Raw genomic sequence first — 16,965 nt, forward strand, 5'->3', positions numbered from 1 at the left:
GCAAGCTAGAAACTTTCATTGTTACTTTTTAGTTGCTGAAAACTTCAATTTCTTGTTTATCTTGACGGAAGTTATACTTCACATCTAAAGCGTGTGCAACAATTAGTTCTTGCTCAGCTTTGTGAGCGAATGGATCGCCGCCAGATGGGCTAGAGCGATCTGGGCGTCCAATGTAACCTGTTTTCACTTTATCTCCAGCAAGTTCGAACAGAATTGGAGCCATGTAATGCCATGCGCCCATATTACGAGGCTCTTCTTGAACCCAAATAATTTCTTCTAAGTTTTTAAAGCGTTTAATAATAGATTGAACTTTCTCAGCAGGGAATGGGTACAGCTGTTCAATACGAACGACATGAACTTCATCTAAGTTGTATTCATGTTTACCAGACTCAATTTCTGCAGCTAAGTCAATCGCCATTTTACCTGTGCTTAAAACAAGACGTTTTACTTTATTTGGTTTCGTGCCAAGGTTTTCTTGTTCTAGAGCAGGTTGGAAACGTCCTTCGCTTAACTGACTAGCAGTTGAAAGTGTAAGTGGGTGACGTAATAAACTCTTCGGCGTCATCAATACTAATGGTCGAACAGCTTCTGTTCCTAAGATAGATGCTTGACGACGTAAAATATGGAAGTATTGTGCCGCGCTCGTTAAGTTTGCAACTGTCCAGTTATTCTCAGCAGCTAACTGTAAGAATCGCTCTGGACGTGCACTAGAGTGCTCTGGTCCTTGACCTTCATAACCGTGTGGTAATAGAAGAACTAAACCAGATTTTTGACCCCATTTTGCTCTTCCAGCTGAAACATATTGATCAAATAATGCTTGCGCAGTATTTGAGAAGTCACCATATTGCGCTTCCCACATAACAAGAGTTTCTGGAGCGAATACGTTATAACCATACTCGTAACCAACAACAGCAGCTTCTGATAACGGACTGTTATGAACAGAGAAGGATGCATTAATGTTTGGTAAGCGATGCAATGGTGAATATGTTTCATTTGTATCCGTATCGTGTAATACGATATGACGGTGCGCGAATGTACCACGCTGTGAATCTTGACCAGTTAAACGAATTGGCGTACCTTCTTGTAAAATAGAAGCGAATGCTAATGACTCAGCAAGTGCCCATTCAATTTTACCGTTCTCTTCAAGAGCATCTTTACGGCGTTCAAGAATTTTCTTCACTTTTGGATATACGTTAAAGCCTTCTGGCCAAGATAGTAGACCTTCATTAATTGCACGAAGTGAGTCAATCTCAACACCAGTATCAATTGGCTGAATGCCTTTTGCAACAACATCTGGCACTTTAACATGAATTGTTGCATCGCTCGTATCAGCTGGTGGTACTTGTGCATAGTCAGATTTTAATTGCTCTTGTATAAACTGTGTAATTGTTTCAACCTCATCTGCATTTAGAACACCAGCAGTTTGTAATTGGTCTGCATAAATCGCTCTTACAGTTGGGTGGTTTTTAATTTTTTTGTACACTTGTGGTTGCGTAACTGCTGGGTCATCCATTTCGTTATGACCGTAGCGGCGGTAACCAATTAAATCGATTAAGAAGTCTTTTTTGAACAACATGCGATATTGAATCGCAAGGTTAGCAGCTGCAAGACAAGCTTCCGGATCATCAGCGTTCACGTGAACAATCGGAATATCGAAACCTTTTGCAAGGTCACTAGAATATTTCGTAGAACGAGAATCATAGCTATCAGTCGTAAAACCAACTGCATTGTTTGCGATAACATGAATCGTTCCGCCTGTTTGATACGCGTTCAATCTGCTTAAGTTCAACGTTTCAGATACAATACCTTGACCAGGGAATGCAGCATCACCATGAACTAAAATTACGAATGATTTTGAAGTATCTTGATCTGGAAGACCAGATTTTTTACGATTCTCTTGAGCAGCACGTGCGAAACCTTCTACTACAGGATTCACGAACTCAAGATGACTCGGGTTATTTGCTAATGTCACGCGAGTGCTAACTTCTTCGTTACTAACGACTTGTTCTCTACCTAGGTGGTATTTCACATCGCCAGTCCAGCCAGAATTAGCCACTGCGCCTTCTATTTTTGCATGTTTGAACTCAGCAAACATGTGGCTATATGGTTTTTCTAATACGTGAGCAAGTACGCTTAGACGACCGCGGTGAGCCATACCAATCATGACATCCTCTACGCCGTTCTTAGCACCTTCTAGAACAATTTCATCTAGAACAGGTACAAGCATATCAACGCCCTCGATAGAGAAACGTTTTTGCCCAACGAATGTTTTATGCAAGAATTGCTCGAAACCTTCAACAGCTGTTAAACGTTTTAAAAGAGCAGTTCGTTTTTTATTTGATAGTGGTTGACGCAATGAATTTGATTCCACCATTTGATGCAACCACGCGCGTTCTTCACTATCTTGTATATGAGAAAATTCATAAGCTAAAGATTTTGTATAAACGTCTTTTAATCTATGAATTACATCAAGTGCAGTGTGAATACCTTCTGGTGCATCTTGCCATACCGTTTTCGCTGGAATCGCTTTCAAGTCAGCATCGCTCAGTTCGTTCATTGCTTTCTCAAGAAGAGATTGTCCATTTGCAGCATCTTCCATCGGGTTGATGTGAGCCAACGTGTGCCCGAAAGAACGAATCTGCTCAACAAGTTGAACGACTTTAAGAATTTTTTCAATGTTACCTGTGTTTTGAGGAGAAAAATGTGTTGCTGTGTTGTCCCCTGTTACGACATCATCTTGAAACGAAGGAGCTCCAAAAATTTCAAAAAGCTCTTGTAATTCCGGATCAACAGAACCTGCTCCAGTTACGTAAAGATCATACTGCTCAATAACATAACCAAGGTTCGGACCGTGGAACTTGGCCCAAGGGTTTGTCGTTGTATTCTTCCTCGTCATTTGTTTAAACCTCCCAATGCATATAATCCTTTTCCATACAAAGGTGCATTTTGCTCTTTTTCAATAAGTAATGAATCAATAATCAATGTAAATGTTTTTCTTTACTCTTATGTTATTACAATAATTTACATAATACCAAACACTATTACTTATCTGTTTTGTAAAAAAACATTCACAATAACTTATCACCCAAGTTAATCTTTCATGTTATAAAGTAATTTTACAGAAAAATGGGGTGGATATATTTGGTATGCCTATACTAATAGCTATAATTGTTGCATTTAAATATAGGTATAATAGTTAGAATGTTTCGATAAAAACAGTTTGAATTATGTATATTGAAATAATAAGCGCTTTCATAGATATTATACAACAATATAACGGAATATAGTATAAAAAATAAAAAATTATGAATTTATCGTAAACTTTATTTAGATAGTGTTAAATATTGAAAGGAAAGTGAAGGATTTCTACAAAAAAAGTTGCTAAACATAAAAAATGCTCCATAAACAGTTAGTTTCTATAAATATGACGAAAAACACCGTAAAACAAATAACGCATTTCGTGAAATAAAGAAATAAATGAAATATTTTAAAAGGATAAAACAAATATGGAGATATTAAATTTTAAAAAAAGAAGTGAGGAGATATAGTAACAGTTATTTACAGTGTTCCGTGTTTCGCTTCAAAATAGACGTGCTGAAATTTAAAAAAGTTTCTTCTATATAAATAGCGTGAATAATAATCAAAATATATGTAAAGGGAACTTGACGTAAAGTTTCCTTTACATATATACTCGGTATATGGAAGGAGGGAGAAATTTCCTTGGAAAATAAAATGGTCGAATACCGAAAAAAATTTGGACTATCTCAAGAAAAGTTGGCTGAGAAACTTGGAGTTTCCAGACAAACCATTATCTCAATTGAAAAAGGGAAATACGATCCATCACTTCCGCTAGCATTTGAAATAGCGAAAACATTTCAGACAACGATAGAACATGTATTTATTTATGAAGGAAAAGAAGAGGGGGAATAGGGATGAATTATTCACAAAAGTACTTTGTAATTATGGGGATTATTTTTCTATTTATGAGTGGATTTATGATATTAACAGGTATAATGACGCATTCTGCACCGCCAGCCATAACGTATCCATTGCTGGGGATGATGATTATGTGTTTCTGTCTAAGCTACTTGCATCCGCAATTTAAAGAAAAAGACGAGCGAATGAAACTGATTCGTTATAAAGGAATGTTTGTAACCTTTTTTGCATTAACGGCATATTATCTTCTTTTCTCTATCGGCTTAAACTTAAAAATACTTACACTATCAGCTACTGAATTATTGAATATACTTATGGCACTTACAATGAGTACCGTCTTTATCTCATTTGTTGTTTTAGCAAAAAGATATTAAGATGGAGGAGAGAAAGGAAGATTAACATATGCAAATGATGTATGCTTTTGGCATTGGGCTTGTATTATTTTTAGCCGTATTCTTATTTATTCGTAAAGACGTTCAAGGTGGGACGTTAACGAAGCGAGGATTTTATAAATTAATCGGCTGTTTAGTTGTTATGCTTATAGCAATTATTGTAATGATCGTATTAATTAATCAGTCACTATAGAATGTAAAAACGAAACCTTACTTCGGTAAGGTTTTTCTTTATTATTAAACCTAAAAATTACCACTAAATCCATTTACTATAAATAACTTGTATTATATAATCCAATGAAATGATAGATAAGGAGTGTAGTATATGAATAAAAAAACTATCTTCTATTTATTAACTTGTATACTACTTGTAGCTAGTACTACTTATATAATATGTAACAAAAGAGAACAAGTGCCACCTATATTAGTATGGAACGAACAAGAATACTATGTTACGAATGAACCTGCCAAAGTAGAAGAAGTTGGGCAAAAACTTGGCGAAGTAACAAAGAAAATTAAAACAAGTAAAAAACCTACTAAAAATAGAGAATCTAATACATTACAAGAGAAAACAGAAGTATTCACAATGATTGAGGAAGAAAAAAAGTGATTACCCGCCTTTAATCATAAAGGAAGCTTATAGTGATGAATATAGGGTAGTGAGGCCGATGTTGAAGCAAGTATTATGATGAAACGGAGATTCATATGCAGACAGTAACTTCGTATCCGTGGTCGTTAAGAAAAATATTTGTCTTTTTCCTCCTATCGGTGCCGCTTACATTTTGATGAATAGAGGAGCAATACAAAAGAGAGATTACATTTTATATTTATTATTTGCTGCTATTAATATATCGCTTTGGTTATCGCTTATGATCTTTGATCGGAGTATGTGGATGGTAGCAGGGCATTATGTGTTTGGAGCAGTTGTTGTTGTTGTTGTTGTTGTTTCGAATATGAATAAGAGATAAGCCAGCAACCTCAAAGTTGCTGGTTTTTATTTTGCTATTTATAATAAAGAAACAAATTTTTAATAGAGAGTAGTGGGCGTTATGAGATGGAAAGAGGGAACGTTTGAAAAAATAGACACGAATGACTCACCTGTTGAGCAACTTATAAACACGTTTAAGGAACAAAACTTAATTGGTGGAGCAATAATAAGCTGTTTTAAAGTGCATAACGAAAATTTTTTTAAAGAAATACCACATTCGAAAGATGGACATGAGCACTTCTTTAGAAGAATCTTCAACTCTTTAGACATAATCAATAACTTAGAAGAGTTAAAAATACATACATCAGACAAATATAAGTTTTGTTTTAAAGAGCAGCTCGCAGTCATGCTTGATGGTAGCATTGCTGCGCAAATTTTGTGGGGCGGAGCATATGAAGGGTTTAAGGAACGACCAGTTATCGCAAAACAATTAGCAGTCAATGTATGTCAATATATGTTCCAAGATCGATACGAAGATATTAAAGTGTTCGAAAGCTATCGCCCTTGGACAGATTGGTTTTACGATGTTGCGTGGGATGTTACTTGGATGGTGTTAGATAGTAGGGAACAGAAAATGTGGTTCATTTGTGCTACGGATACGGATTGATAGATAAAGAGCCTTGTAGGAATGCTGCAAGGCCCTTTATCTTTTGGGAATTAATAGAAAACGAATCATATAAATGATATACTAAAAAATGTTTGTAATGTCAGTTTCATACTATTATATAATGCTGACTTACTAGAAAAGATAAGAGGAGAATGAGCGTGCAAAAGATAAAGAGATTATTGCTATTAATGATGGTAGTAGGATTAACAGCAGTTGTTTTAGCAGGGTGTGCAAATCCGAAAGATACTACAGAAGAATTTTTAACAGCGATACAAAAAGGTGATGTAGAAAAGGCTCGTACATTTGTTGAGAGTGACAAGGAATTTAATAAACTAAATGAAAAAACAGATGATGCTGAGGCAAAAGCAATGCTAAGTGCAATTACAAAAACCTTTAAATTTGAAAAGCTAGAAGAAGTATCGAAAAAGGATGACAAAGCAGAAGTGAAAGTGAAAATTACATCTGCTGATCTATCCGTTGCTGTAACAAAAGCAGTGGGAGAAGTTATGCCAATGGCCTTCGCTAGCGCATTTAGCGAAGACAAAGAACAATCTGAAAAAGCGATTGAAAAAACAATGACCTCAACTATCATCAAAAACTTAACGGATAAAGATGCAGCAATGGCAACTCGCGAAGTTACATTGAACTTAAAGAAAGACAAAGATGGCGACTATAAAATCGTTGCTGACGATAACTTGAAAGAAGTATTGTTTGCCAATGCGAAGTCTTTGGAGAAGATGTTTGGTGGGAAGTAATTGAATTAGATAAAAAAGAGACACCATATCACGTAAAAGGTTGATATGGTGTCTCTTTTTTATGAACCTGGAGAGGTTTGAACTCACGGTATTAATTATATAAATTATATATTATGATTTTTGAAATTAGTACATAAAGCTAGTTGTAACAGAGGAGGTACTGTATTCTATGTTTTCTTATGCGGATCCTATAGCGTAGAAAGGTAAAATTTCTGGATCAGATTTTAATTAGTTTTCCTTCAGTTTTAATGAGGAGGTGTACGAAGATGTTGTGACTATGTCTGCTGAATACTATTAATTGTGAAGTTAAATAAGACAACAATTTATTAGAGGAAGATTAGTTAGTTTAAGTATCAGGTTTAGGTGTTTAACAGGGGTATTAATTAATTTCAGTTCTTCCATGAAAAATTAAAGAAAAAGTATGGATAAACAAATTCTTGTTTTAAGTGAATTTTGTGAATGTGGGAGGCCGCTTTAAATAAAGATGGTCAACGCTATGTAAATAATTGAGAGTGTTAAAATATGCAAAATTGCATATTAAATATTTTAAATCTTATGCTAACCTTATAATGCGAAATATAACATTTGTTGGTAATAATTAATTTTTGAAAGATAAAAAATTAATCATTACAGTGGTATACAATTCACTGTCCTACAGCATAAACAATAATAACGAAAGCTATTTGAAGTCCTTTGAAGGAAATAAGTTATTGGAAAAAATTCCATATAGGGAATTTGTTGAAATTTCAGATGTAACAAATGTCATTTTATTTTTAATGTCTGATAAAAGCGATGCCATTAGAGGGCAAAATATTGTGGTTGACTATGGATATACAATTGTATAAATAAATCATCTTGGGAATTAAGGGTGTGGATAATGAGTTTACTAATTAAAGATTTAACAAAGAAATTTGACGAGCATGTTGCAGTGAATAATTTGAATATCGAGATACCAAAAGGTGAAATATTTGGATTCTTGGGCGGGAATGGAGCAGGTAAAACGACTACATTTCGAATGATACTTGGACTTTTATCGAAATCAAGTGGGACCATTTCATGGAATGGTAAACCTATAAATTATGGTGTTACAGATAAAATTGGGTATTTACCAGAAGAACGTGGTCTTTATGCGAAAATGACTGTCAAAGAACAAGTTAACTTTTTTGCAAAACTAAAGAACATGAAAAGTAAAGATGCAGAAAAAGAACTTCACTATTGGCTGGAGCGTTTTAATATTACTGAGCATCTGAACAAAAAGGTAGGAGAACTTTCTAAAGGGAATCAGCAAAAAATCCAGCTGATAACAGCGATTATACATAAGCCTGAACTCTTAATTTTAGATGAACCATTTAGTGGTTTAGACCCAGTAAATGTTGAAATGTTAAAAGACGCTGTTCTTGATATGCAAAAACAAGGGTCGTCAATTCTTTTTAGTTCACATCGTATGGAACATGTGGAAGAGTTATGCCAACACATTTGTATTATGCACAAAGGTGTACCTGTTGTTCAGGGTGACATTGCCAAAATTAAAAGTGATTTTGGTAAAAAGAACGTTGTAATCGTTGGCGATCATGACTTTGACCATTTGAAAGAAATAAAAGGTGTAGAAAGTATGAAGAAACGTAAAAATGCAGTTACTCTTAAAATTTCATATGAAGAAGTGTCACATGTTTTATTTAAAGAGATAACAAAATTAGGGTATGTTAAAAAGTTTGCAGTAGAAGAGCCTACATTAAATGATATCTTTATTGCGAAAGTAGGTGCACAAAATGAGTAGTTTCTGGACAATTTTTTTACAAAACTATAAATCTAAAGTGAAATCAAAATCATATTTTGCTATTACAATAATAGTTTCTATGTTAATTATAGGATTGATGAATTTTGACAAGATTTATAACTTGTTTGCAGGTAACGAGGACGATCAAGTTGTTGTTGTTACAGAAAAAGAAGAATTATATTCAACCATTCATCAAGTGTTTAAAAATGTCGATAGTAAGATACAAGTTAAACGTAGCACGGATAAACAAAAAGCAGAATCAGGTGTTAAAAATGGTGATTATACATATGCAATCGTTGTAGAGGAATTGAATAATAAACAATTAAAGGCTACGTATATAACTGAGACGGATGTAAATCAGCAAGATGTTAGCAAGGTTCAAACGATTTTATCTCAAATACAATCTTCTAACTTCGCCCAGCAATTGAATCTATCGCAAGATGAATTAAAGGTGTTAACAACGCCAGTAGAAATTCATACCAAAACGGTTTCAGATAAGGTTAAAGATGGAGAACATACTGAGGGTGTAGGGATTTTAATTAATGTCTTTATCATGCTAAATTATCTAATGATATTAATGTATGCTGCACAATTAGCAACAGATGTTGCAACAGAGAAATCTTCTCGTGTTATGGAGTTAGTTGTTTCAAGTATTTCGCCTACCAAACATTTATATGCGAAGCTATTCTCAACATTATTGGCTGGTATTACGCAAATCATAATTTGGGGCTTGGTCGCAACTGTTGGATATAAAACAGCAATTAATGATTCGAAAAATGATATTTTAAATAGTATTGATTTAAATTCTGTTGCTCCAACTCTAGTGTTTTATGGGATTCTATTCTTCACATTAGGATTCTTATTATATGGCTCATTATCTTGTCTATTTGGCTCTATCATTACGCGTATAGAGGAATCTTCTCAAGCTGTTATGCCGCTGATGTTTATGTTACTTGCTGCTTTGTATATAGCAATTTATGGAATGTCAAACCCAAGTAGCATGGTTGTTACCATTACTAGTTATGTACCTTTCTTCACTCCTATTGTTATGCTTGTACGAATTGGATTCCTTAATATCCCAGTATGGGAGATTGCGCTTGCATTAGCAATTCTAATTGCAACAATATGTATGATGATTGGTTTAACGAGTCGTGTTTACCGCGGTGGCGTATTAATATATGGTAAAGGTGCATTTAGTAATATCAAAAAGGCAATCAAGTTAGGGCAAAAATAGGATTCGTCTATTCATTTTTAAACTTAAATTTACAAAGATCTGCATAGTTAAACTGTGTAGATCTTTTTTGTTGAGAAATTTATATAAATAAATATAAAAATTGCCGTATTAGGCTATTTTTCAAAGAGAATTTTAAAAAGCTCCCAAAAGAGAGTAAAGAATCGAGTTCTAGCGAACAACGTAGAGCGATGATTAATATAATGTATGTCTTTCTCCAAAATGGAGAAAAGAAGTAGGGGAAAATTTAGTTTTAATAATAATCATTTATTTGCTACATAAAGAAAACCCCTTGACTATCAAGGGGTTTTTCATATGACCCCGGAGAGGCTCGAACTCACGACCTCCACCCTGTCAAGGTGGCGCTCTCCCTGCTGAGCTACGGGATCCCAACTATAAATGTTACCATCAGCAATGTATTTTCATTTCATTCGTGTAATCGAAGGATTTGTACAATTTGTTGAGTATTGTAACATTTGATGTATTCCTATAATAGCAACAAACTTTAATGGTGTAAAGATGTAATTTTCTGAATATTTATATTCTAATTTTTGTATAAAAAAATAAGCCCCGAAGAGCTTATTTTAATAATAATATCAACGCAATTATCAATGATATTTTCAAAAATACAATCATAAATAATGGAGCTTGTTCATAAGCTATCGTCCTGTAACTGTCATTCCTGCTGTGTAAATTGTATCAATAGAACCGTCAGCGCCTTTTATTTCGACTTTATAACGATATGTTCCATCCTCATAAATATCATCGCCATATCCTGTGAAAGTTGCAATTTCATCATTGCTTCCAGCTGGGACCCATTGATTTTGCCAACGGAAGTTGGTTTCAAATTCTCCCCATCTATCGCCATATTTCTTTTCAAGGCTGACATTGTAATGAATTTCTTCAGCTCGGTCATTTGTAATTCTTGCAATTACGCTGTTCCCAAAAGTAACTTGTGTAGAGTGTACCTGAACTGTAACACCGTTCACCGTTTCACCAGGACCACAAATGTAATGACAACCATCCCATTCGTCAGCATGTGCTTTTGGTGTTTCAATGTTCATAACCGTTAAACCGCCTAAAGCTAATGCGCCAGTTAATAATACTTTACCAAATGTTTTCACTTGAAATTCCCCCTAAGTATATTCTCAATTCGTTCGATAGATATCACATTAATCTAATGGAACGTTTTTTCCTTAAGTGCATTCGCTATGAATCTTTCATCTTGTAGTAATCTAATCTCTACACAAAATTTCATAGTTTTGATTCCATATATGTATCATGATTTACATAGAACAAATCTGTTAATACGTTTTGAGTATTTGCTTATCCCACTACTCTTTATTACCTTTTATTGGTAAAACGTTGATTTTATTATATACCATTATTATCTATTTACAAGAGAAAACAATACTGTATGCAAAAATGCATAATAAAAACACTACTTGTATTCTGAATTACAGAATACAAGTAGTGTTGGGTTTCAATTAATATTTAATTGGAACCCAATGCTAATTTTTTATGTTTAACAGTATACATATATCACTGTTTTTTAGTCACAATTGATAAAATTTGTTCAGGGGACGCTCTTCCTGTTGAGCTATGGGATCTTTAAAAGGGAAAGTATAAGCGATTATGAGAGTAATGTATGAAGGGATATGATGAGAAGCGAATTTAGTAGAAAGTAGTCTTTGGATGTAGAGGTTATATTATTTCCGATACCAATCCCAAGGACCTTCATCACTCAAATCAACAAGAAAAGGGAACAAGAAGTGTAAAGGTAAGCTTATAAGTTCTGGCATAGCGTTCACTGTTTTCTTTGATAGATATTTCCTCCCAAAACAATACGGACAATCTTTTTCAAATGCCAAGAGTATCGACCATACGTCTTTTACTTTCCATTTCGTTTTACAATACGTACAACGCGCCATTGAGTTCCTCCTCAGTTTAAGGTGTTTTCTAATATATTCTACTTTATTGTACGAAAGTCATTTGAATTTGATGTGGTAAAATGCAAAACAAGCCTAACCCCATTCTACATTCAGGAAGGGGCTAGGCTTGTTTTAATTTCGATCAAAGTCTCTTTGTATCAGGCTGTTTATACATTGCCTAGATAACTTCGCGTTAAATTCGGGAGAATAATTTTTCCATTTTTACTGTGTTTTTCGAATAGCTCTGATAGGAGAAAAATAAAATTTTTATACTGTTCGTCATTTTCTTTCGGAGCATAAGATGCTGATAAATTCCTTCCCAAAAACCCTTCATAATCAAAAAGTAAATCATTTTGATATTCTTTAAACTCATACTTTCCATCCTTAAAAAAGCTATTAAATATTTCTGGAGTTTCATCTATTCCACCGCTAAATCCTTTAAAGTTTGGACAGGTTTTCTGGCAAATTTCTGCGTTCTCTTTAATAAGTGGACTAGTTAAATCTCTACTATTCCAAACAAGAGCAACGTTTGCTTTTTGTTTTAAAATTCGTTGGCATTCGATTTTGAAAGCCTCTTTATCAAACCAATGAAATGCTTGAGCAACAGTTACTAAATCCACACTATTTTCTTTTAAAGTAGTATTTTCAGCAGTTACTTTTATGGATTGAAAACGAGAATATAGTTTTAACGATTGCTCAGCGATCTTCCTCATATCATCATTTGGTTCAACTCCAATAACATGTAAACCACTTTCAAGCAGCTGGCGGCTAAATATCCCCGTACCTGAACCAATATCAGCCACAATCCGATTCCCTTTCAGTTGGTTAGCTGAAAGCAAGTAATCAATATATTCATTAGGATAACTAGGGCGATATTTTGCATATATATCGGCCCTGTCAGTAAAATTTTCTGTTGTTTTCACAGTAATACCTTCTTTCTTACGATATTATGTACAGAAATAGAAATTAAATTTGAATTCCAGCATCAGTCTCTAAGTCTATAGCTTAAAAGTCCAGCTAAATAGAATGTCTTAGTTCTCTTATTCAAATATCCTTTATCCGTTTAGTATACTATTTTAGATAATATCTTCCAAAAGACTAGAATGGCTTACTCAACTAAATCCACATAACTGACGTTGTTTAAACAACGTCAATTATATTTTAAACTGTATATTTTTATGGATTTATTTAATAATTTATGAGCGATTGTATGTCGTATTACGTTTACGTAGGTAAGAGATTTTCATTTTTGCTATTTAAATTGGCCAATATATCCTTTTTACAATTTACTGAAAATCATGTATAACAGAGATACATGATTATTTTATCTCGCTATTTGCGGGGCAGTAAGATCCCTTACCTCGAAATTCAGCAAAAGCAAAGAAGTTAGGTTGGAGTCGGGCTGCCCGTAAAAGTCCGATTGGTGAGGGTTGATGAAAGTTTCACTTTATAAATATTCAGAAGTAGAGGGAGAAAAGTTGTAATGGTAAGAAAAACGTTCAAGATGCGCGTGTCTAAAAATAGAACGATTTCGATTAATGGCTCAATTCTTGATGTGGATGTTACACATGATGAATTTTTACAAGAGTTTGTTGAGTGGGTCGATTCTAAAGGTTGGTCGTTTATGGGGATAACCGATGAGATTACGCCCGAGGAAGCTAGTCAAAAGTTAATAGATTCGTTGATAGATGAGAAGGATAAGAAAGAGTAATTCCTTCTTATTTTTATTGTATATTTATGTTCTTTATCGTAAAAATATGATATAGTAAAAAATAGTGAAAATTCTTCCAGTTTAATACAAATTACATATGATTGGTAGATTTCTTATTTTGTTAGAGGAGTAAATGGAAAAGGGAGAGTCATATGGTAAATTTTAAGAAAATTTTGGTTTTTATTACAGTTATTTGTTTGTCTTTGTTGACACCTATGACATTGCGTGCTGAGACGAATATTGGAGTAAACCCAGAACAAGTTGCACCACCACCTGCGGAAGGACCGAATGTTTTTAGTCAGTTTGCAACGACAATTGATGCGAAAACAGGAGATGTTTTGTATGATAAAAACGCATATCACCGCGCATATCCTGCTAGTACGACGAAAGTGTTAACAGCGATTTTACTCATGGAGCATACAAAGCCCGAGGATCAATTTACATTTTCACAATTAGCATTAGATCAAGAGAAGAGTAATTATCAAATTGAGTTTCAACCTGGAGAGACAATTAATAGAAATACTGCGCTTATGATTTTAATGGTGCTGAGTGCGAATGATGTGTCGTATGCGATTGCGGAGCGGATTGGCGGGAGTGTTGAGAATTTCGCTAATATGATGAATGAGAAAGCGAAGCAATTAGGGGCGAAAGATAGCTACTTTGTAACACCGAATGGATTGCATGATCCGAACCATTATACGACGCCATATGATATGGCTATGATTACGAAAGGTGTGCAAAAGTATCCTGAAATTTTACAAGCGATGAATACGAAAAGAACGACAGTTACGACGTCTAGGCAGACGGTGTCTATTTTTAATAAATCTAATTTTTTTGAAAATCCATATAGCATTGGCGGTAAGACAGGGTTTACGAATGAAGCGCGTAATACACTTGTTTTATTAAATGAGAAAGATGGAAATCGTATTATAAGTGTAGTAATGGCTTCTCAAAGACCTGAAATTTATGAAGATTTGAAGCAGATGGCGGACTATTCTTTCGGTCAATTTACGAAGCAAATGGTGCTTGATAAACATAATTGGCATCAAAAAACAACATATTTAAATAAAGATGTTAATTCTGAGTTGGAACAAAGTGCAGAGCTTATGCTTAAGAAAGATGAAGGGAAAAATGTGAAAACTATTTTCCGGGCAGCTTCATTAGATAAAGAATCTTTGTATCATAAAGGAATACATCGTGGTGAGGTAGTTGGTGCAGTTGATATTACGAAAAATAATCAAACAATTGCGACGGTAAATGTTCTTTCAACAGAAGATGTCACTTTTGCGATGCCTAAAAAAGATACAACTATGTCTGAAGTAAAAGACTCAAATATGAAAGTAATAAGTGTTGGGATAGGTGCGATTGTATTATTTGGAGCAATTTTATATGTAGTGTTGCGCCGAAATACAAAAGGAATGAAATCAGAAGGTAAATAAATTACTAATAAAAAGACTGTGTAAAATTTTGGCACAGTCTTTTTTATATACCTTAAATAACTAATAATTGTAAATTTTCTTATTGCAATAACTTAAAGTTCGTTATATCATTTACTTGTGTTCTTGTTAAAGAACGAAATGGACATTGCATACTTCAAATAATATAAAACAACGGAGAGGGAGAGAGACGATGAAATTAATTTGGAAGGTAATTAGCAACGCGATCTCATTTGTTTTATTTGCATTGATGGTTTTTTTAGCTTTTGTAGTTATTTCTTCAAAAGCGAGCGGTGGTGATCCGACAGTGATGGGATATCAATTTAAGAGCGTTCTTTCAGGATCAATGGAGCCGACGTTTTTAACAGGATCAATCATTGCAATAGAACCAAACAAAGATGGTTCTAAATATCAAAAAGGTGATGTTATTACCTTTAAAGAGAAAGATCAAAAAATTATCACTCACCGTATTATCGGTGTGAAAGATACAAATGGAAAAGTAATGTATGAAACAAAAGGGGATAACAACAACGGACCAGATTTAGAGCCAGTACTTGCAGAAAATGTAGTTGGAAAGTATGCAGATATTACAGTTCCGTACGTTGGTTATTTACTGAATTATGCGAATTCAAAAGCGGGAGCAGCATTACTTCTTATTATTCCAGGAGTCTTTTTACTTGGTTATTCCGCGATTTCTATTTTTGGGGCTATTCGTAGCATTGACGGAGAAAAGAAAGATAAAAAAGTAGAACAATCCGTCTAGTTCGCTTGGTTATACTTTCCGTTTAGGAAGTTAACAAATATATATATTAAGGGGATATGGACATGACTTTAAAGAAAAAATTAGGAATGGGTATTACATCAGCAGTACTAGGAGCAGCGTTAGTTGGTGGAGGAACATTTGCATTTTTCAGTGATAAAGAAGTGTCAAACAATACATTTGCGGCTGGGACACTGGATTTAGCATTAAATCCATCAACAGTTGTTAACGTATCGAATTTAAAACCTGGGGATACAATTGAAAAAGAATTTAAACTAGAAAATAAAGGCTCTTTAGATATTAAAAAGGTTCTACTGAAAACAGATTATAATGTAGAAGATGTAAAGAAAGATAATAAAGATGATTTTGGTAAACATATTAAAGTAACATTCTTAAAAAATGTAGATAAGCATGAGACAATTGTGAAACAAACTACTTTAGATAAATTAAAAGGTGACACACTTACAGCTGTAGATAATGATTTATCGGCTTGGTTCTGGGATGAAAAAGGTATTTCAGCAGGTAAATCTGATAAATTCAAAGTGAAATTTGAGTTTGTTGATAATGGAAAAGATCAAAATCAATTCCAAGGCGATAAGTTACAATTAAATTGGACGTTTGATGCACAACAAACAGCAGGTGAAGAAAGATAATAATAAAAAGGGCTATCACATGGATAGCCCTTTTTCTATTTTTCTAGTATTTGTCTATCAATTTTAATAGTTCTTTACTATAATATAGATAATGTTCTGTATAAAGAACGTAATGTTCGATGGGAGAGATTAAGATGCTGAAAAGACCGCGTAATTTTAAAAAGATGCTTATATTGCCGTGTATGTGTTCTATTACGTTTTATTTAGGATCTCAAATTATGACGCATACAGAAGCGGCGTTCATTCATGAAACGAAAGTAGAAGCGACGCTTTCTACAGCAATTATATTTCCGAAAACAGTTAATACGTTAAAAGAGCAATCTGAGAAACATAAACAGTTTATTGAGCGTGAGTATGGAACGATGAAGGGAAAATCGAAAGCAACTTCTATTGAAGAAATAAAACAGGCGATTTCTGTATGGCAACAAGGGCGTGAGAAAATTGTTGCTGAGAAGGAAGCCCTGCAAAATGTATATACTGAAATAGAGGCTCCTTACAATCAAATACAAGAAGAATTAAAGGTAAATAAAGATGAGTCGATGCAGCGAGTGTTCGTATATGTAAATGAAGGCTTTCGCAGTATCAAAGAGAAGCGTGACTATATTGAGAAAGAAATTAGCTTGAAAGCTATTGATGAGCAAATTCAGGCTCTACAGCAACAATTAAACGTTGCAATTGAAGCGGAAGGACAAAAGAAAGCAGAAGAACAAAAGAAAGCAGAAGAACAGAAGAAAGTAGAAGAACAGAAGAAAGTAGAAGAACAGAAGAAAGTAGAAGAACAGAAGAAA

At 34.1% G+C, this 16,965-nt stretch carries 17 protein-coding genes, 1 tRNA gene and 2 pseudogenes; 15 read left to right on the forward strand and 5 right to left on the reverse strand.

Features of this window, described 5'->3' with window-relative positions:
- Nucleotides 1-28 precede the first annotated feature (28 nt).
- Nucleotides 29-2,896, reverse strand: a complete 2,868-nt coding sequence (gene odhA, locus ACTJJY_RS00365; protein ID WP_440604759.1) for a 2-oxoglutarate dehydrogenase E1 component — start codon at nt 2,894-2,896, stop codon at nt 29-31.
- A gap of 824 nt (nt 2,897-3,720) precedes the next feature.
- Here odhA and ACTJJY_RS00370 point away from each other — a divergent pair.
- The 10 genes and pseudogenes from ACTJJY_RS00370 (at nt 3,721) to ACTJJY_RS00415 (ending at nt 9,689) form a co-directional block, all read left to right on the forward strand.
- The gene (locus tag ACTJJY_RS00370; RefSeq protein WP_000428506.1) at nt 3,721-3,930 is read left to right on the forward strand and encodes a helix-turn-helix transcriptional regulator; all 210 of its coding nucleotides are present in this window, start codon (nt 3,721-3,723) and stop codon (nt 3,928-3,930) included.
- A gap of 2 nt (nt 3,931-3,932) precedes the next feature.
- Complete coding sequence (locus ACTJJY_RS00375) at nt 3,933-4,310, forward strand: hypothetical protein (protein ID WP_001109895.1); 378 nt, start codon at nt 3,933-3,935, stop codon at nt 4,308-4,310.
- A gap of 28 nt (nt 4,311-4,338) precedes the next feature.
- Entirely contained in the window at nt 4,339-4,521 is a 183-nt protein-coding gene (locus ACTJJY_RS00380; protein WP_001178294.1) for a DUF3976 domain-containing protein, read from the forward strand.
- A 132-nt stretch (nt 4,522-4,653) separates the two neighbouring features.
- Nucleotides 4,654-5,017, forward strand: a pseudogene (locus ACTJJY_RS00385) (hypothetical protein).
- 16 nt (nt 5,018-5,033) lie between these two features.
- A pseudogene (locus ACTJJY_RS00390) lies at nt 5,034-5,296 on the forward strand (hypothetical protein).
- Nucleotides 5,297-5,377: 81 nt separating this feature from the next.
- Nucleotides 5,378-5,923, forward strand: a complete 546-nt coding sequence (locus ACTJJY_RS00395; protein WP_001267329.1) for a hypothetical protein — start codon at nt 5,378-5,380, stop codon at nt 5,921-5,923.
- A gap of 158 nt (nt 5,924-6,081) precedes the next feature.
- On the forward strand, nt 6,082-6,678 hold the full coding sequence (locus ACTJJY_RS00400) for a DUF4878 domain-containing protein (protein WP_135238324.1): 597 nt from the start codon (nt 6,082-6,084) through the stop codon (nt 6,676-6,678).
- A 605-nt stretch (nt 6,679-7,283) separates the two neighbouring features.
- Nucleotides 7,284-7,523: an SDR family oxidoreductase gene (locus ACTJJY_RS00405; RefSeq protein WP_440604760.1), complete on the forward strand. Its 240-nt coding sequence runs from the start codon at nt 7,284-7,286 to the stop codon at nt 7,521-7,523.
- Between the two features lie 32 nt (nt 7,524-7,555).
- Nucleotides 7,556-8,455 carry an ABC transporter ATP-binding protein gene (locus tag ACTJJY_RS00410; RefSeq protein WP_000054722.1) on the forward strand — a complete coding sequence of 300 codons (900 nt, stop codon included), beginning with the start codon at nt 7,556-7,558 and terminating at the stop codon, nt 8,453-8,455.
- Nucleotides 8,448-9,689, forward strand: coding sequence for an ABC transporter permease (locus ACTJJY_RS00415; protein ID WP_069605293.1), 1,242 nt, complete (start codon nt 8,448-8,450; stop codon nt 9,687-9,689). The genes ACTJJY_RS00410 and ACTJJY_RS00415 overlap by 8 nt, the downstream gene beginning before the upstream one ends.
- Before the next feature lie 313 nt (nt 9,690-10,002).
- Here ACTJJY_RS00415 and ACTJJY_RS00420 read toward each other — a convergent pair.
- The 4 genes from ACTJJY_RS00420 to ACTJJY_RS00435 form a co-directional block, all read right to left on the reverse strand.
- Nucleotides 10,003-10,075, reverse strand: a tRNA-Val gene (locus tag ACTJJY_RS00420).
- A gap of 270 nt (nt 10,076-10,345) precedes the next feature.
- Nucleotides 10,346-10,810, reverse strand: coding sequence for a hypothetical protein (locus ACTJJY_RS00425; protein WP_000846655.1), 465 nt, complete (start codon nt 10,808-10,810; stop codon nt 10,346-10,348).
- A 585-nt stretch (nt 10,811-11,395) separates the two neighbouring features.
- Nucleotides 11,396-11,617: a hypothetical protein gene (locus tag ACTJJY_RS00430; RefSeq protein ID WP_440604761.1), complete on the reverse strand. Its 222-nt coding sequence runs from the start codon at nt 11,615-11,617 to the stop codon at nt 11,396-11,398.
- Between the two features lie 167 nt (nt 11,618-11,784).
- The gene (locus ACTJJY_RS00435) at nt 11,785-12,540 is read right to left on the reverse strand and encodes a class I SAM-dependent methyltransferase (protein WP_440604762.1); all 756 of its coding nucleotides are present in this window, start codon (nt 12,538-12,540) and stop codon (nt 11,785-11,787) included.
- Between the two features lie 560 nt (nt 12,541-13,100).
- On the opposite strand from ACTJJY_RS00435, the gene ACTJJY_RS00440 reads away from it, so the two are divergent.
- From ACTJJY_RS00440 to ACTJJY_RS00460, 5 genes are all read left to right on the forward strand, one after another.
- Complete coding sequence (locus tag ACTJJY_RS00440) at nt 13,101-13,328, forward strand: hypothetical protein (protein WP_000251856.1); 228 nt, start codon at nt 13,101-13,103, stop codon at nt 13,326-13,328.
- A 152-nt stretch (nt 13,329-13,480) separates the two neighbouring features.
- Complete coding sequence (locus ACTJJY_RS00445) at nt 13,481-14,767, forward strand: D-alanyl-D-alanine carboxypeptidase family protein (protein WP_440604763.1); 1,287 nt, start codon at nt 13,481-13,483, stop codon at nt 14,765-14,767.
- A gap of 190 nt (nt 14,768-14,957) precedes the next feature.
- Nucleotides 14,958-15,527 carry a signal peptidase I SipW gene (gene sipW / locus ACTJJY_RS00450; RefSeq protein WP_000767802.1) on the forward strand — a complete coding sequence of 190 codons (570 nt, stop codon included), beginning with the start codon at nt 14,958-14,960 and terminating at the stop codon, nt 15,525-15,527.
- A gap of 62 nt (nt 15,528-15,589) precedes the next feature.
- A complete protein-coding gene (locus tag ACTJJY_RS00455) occupies nt 15,590-16,177 on the forward strand; it encodes a CalY family protein (protein WP_000172852.1) in 588 nt (195 codons plus the stop codon).
- Nucleotides 16,178-16,296: 119 nt separating this feature from the next.
- A partial coding sequence (locus tag ACTJJY_RS00460) for a DUF4047 domain-containing protein (RefSeq protein ID WP_440604764.1) occupies nt 16,297-16,965 on the forward strand: 669 nt, incomplete at its 3' end.

Origin of the sequence: Bacillus sp. 22475, assembly GCF_052044835.1 — a bacterium.
GTDB lineage: Bacteria > Bacillota > Bacilli > Bacillales > Bacillaceae_G > Bacillus_A > Bacillus_A cereus.

Excerpts from the sequence above, each read along its gene's own strand:
- odhA (WP_440604759.1), bottom strand. The coding sequence starts at position 2,896 with ATGACGAGGAAGAATACAACGACAAACCCTTGGGCCAAGTTCCACGGT.
- ACTJJY_RS00375 (WP_001109895.1), top strand. The coding sequence starts at position 3,933 with ATGAATTATTCACAAAAGTACTTTGTAATTATGGGGATTATTTTTCTA.
- ACTJJY_RS00380 (WP_001178294.1), top strand. The coding sequence starts at position 4,339 with ATGCAAATGATGTATGCTTTTGGCATTGGGCTTGTATTATTTTTAGCC.
- ACTJJY_RS00395 (WP_001267329.1), top strand. The coding sequence starts at position 5,378 with ATGAGATGGAAAGAGGGAACGTTTGAAAAAATAGACACGAATGACTCA.
- ACTJJY_RS00410 (WP_000054722.1), top strand. The coding sequence starts at position 7,556 with ATGAGTTTACTAATTAAAGATTTAACAAAGAAATTTGACGAGCATGTT.
- ACTJJY_RS00415 (WP_069605293.1), top strand. The coding sequence starts at position 8,448 with ATGAGTAGTTTCTGGACAATTTTTTTACAAAACTATAAATCTAAAGTG.
- ACTJJY_RS00430 (WP_440604761.1), bottom strand. The coding sequence starts at position 11,617 with ATGGCGCGTTGTACGTATTGTAAAACGAAATGGAAAGTAAAAGACGTA.
- ACTJJY_RS00440 (WP_000251856.1), top strand. The coding sequence starts at position 13,101 with ATGGTAAGAAAAACGTTCAAGATGCGCGTGTCTAAAAATAGAACGATT.
- ACTJJY_RS00445 (WP_440604763.1), top strand. The coding sequence starts at position 13,481 with ATGGTAAATTTTAAGAAAATTTTGGTTTTTATTACAGTTATTTGTTTG.
- sipW (WP_000767802.1), top strand. The coding sequence starts at position 14,958 with ATGAAATTAATTTGGAAGGTAATTAGCAACGCGATCTCATTTGTTTTA.
- ACTJJY_RS00455 (WP_000172852.1), top strand. The coding sequence starts at position 15,590 with ATGACTTTAAAGAAAAAATTAGGAATGGGTATTACATCAGCAGTACTA.